The 532-nt window shown below is 65.4% G+C and carries 1 pseudogene; it reads right to left on the bottom strand.

Features of this window, described 5'->3' with window-relative positions:
• Positions 1-440 (bottom strand): annotated as a pseudogene (locus QWZ14_RS28920) (IS630 family transposase); the annotation flags it as partial.
• Positions 441-532: the final 92 nt, after the last annotated feature.

The following is a 532-nucleotide window of genomic DNA, read 5'->3' as shown; positions in this document are numbered from 1 at the left end:
TCCCGCATGAACTGCCAGGTGTTCTCGACCGGGTTCAACTCGGGGCACTTCGGCGGCAGCGGGATGAGCGTGATGTTGGACGGCACCTCGAGCTTGTCCGACAGGTGCCATCCGGCCTGATCAAGCAGCAGCACGGCATGTGCATGGGGCGCCACCGTGGCCGAGATCTCGGCGAGATGCAGGCTCATGGCTGTGGTGTTGCAGTAGGGCAGGACGAGGCCCGCCGCCTTGCCCTCCTTGGGGCAGATGGCGCCGAAGAGGTAGGTCGACGCCGTGCGCTGATCCTGCGGCGCGGTGGGCCTGGTGCCGCGTCGGGCCCAGCGCCGGGTAATCTTGTTCTTCTGGCCTATCCTGGCCTCATCGGCGAACCAGACCTCTATGGCGCTGGCGGCGATGCCCTTCTCGCGCGCGACTTCCGCCAGGCGGGCGGGAAAGTCCTTTTAAAACGTATGGCCCGCCCCGTCCGCAAGTGGATTTCACAGTCTAGTCTGAGCAGTCTACGCCAACGTATCCGGTCACAGGGCACCGCCCT

Origin of the sequence: Paeniroseomonas aquatica (assembly GCF_030409335.1) — a bacterium.
In the GTDB taxonomy this organism is placed as follows: domain Bacteria; phylum Pseudomonadota; class Alphaproteobacteria; order Acetobacterales; family Acetobacteraceae; genus Belnapia; species Belnapia aquatica.
Note: the sequence above shows the minus strand (reverse complement) of the source record. Positions and strands in the feature narration are given on the sequence as shown.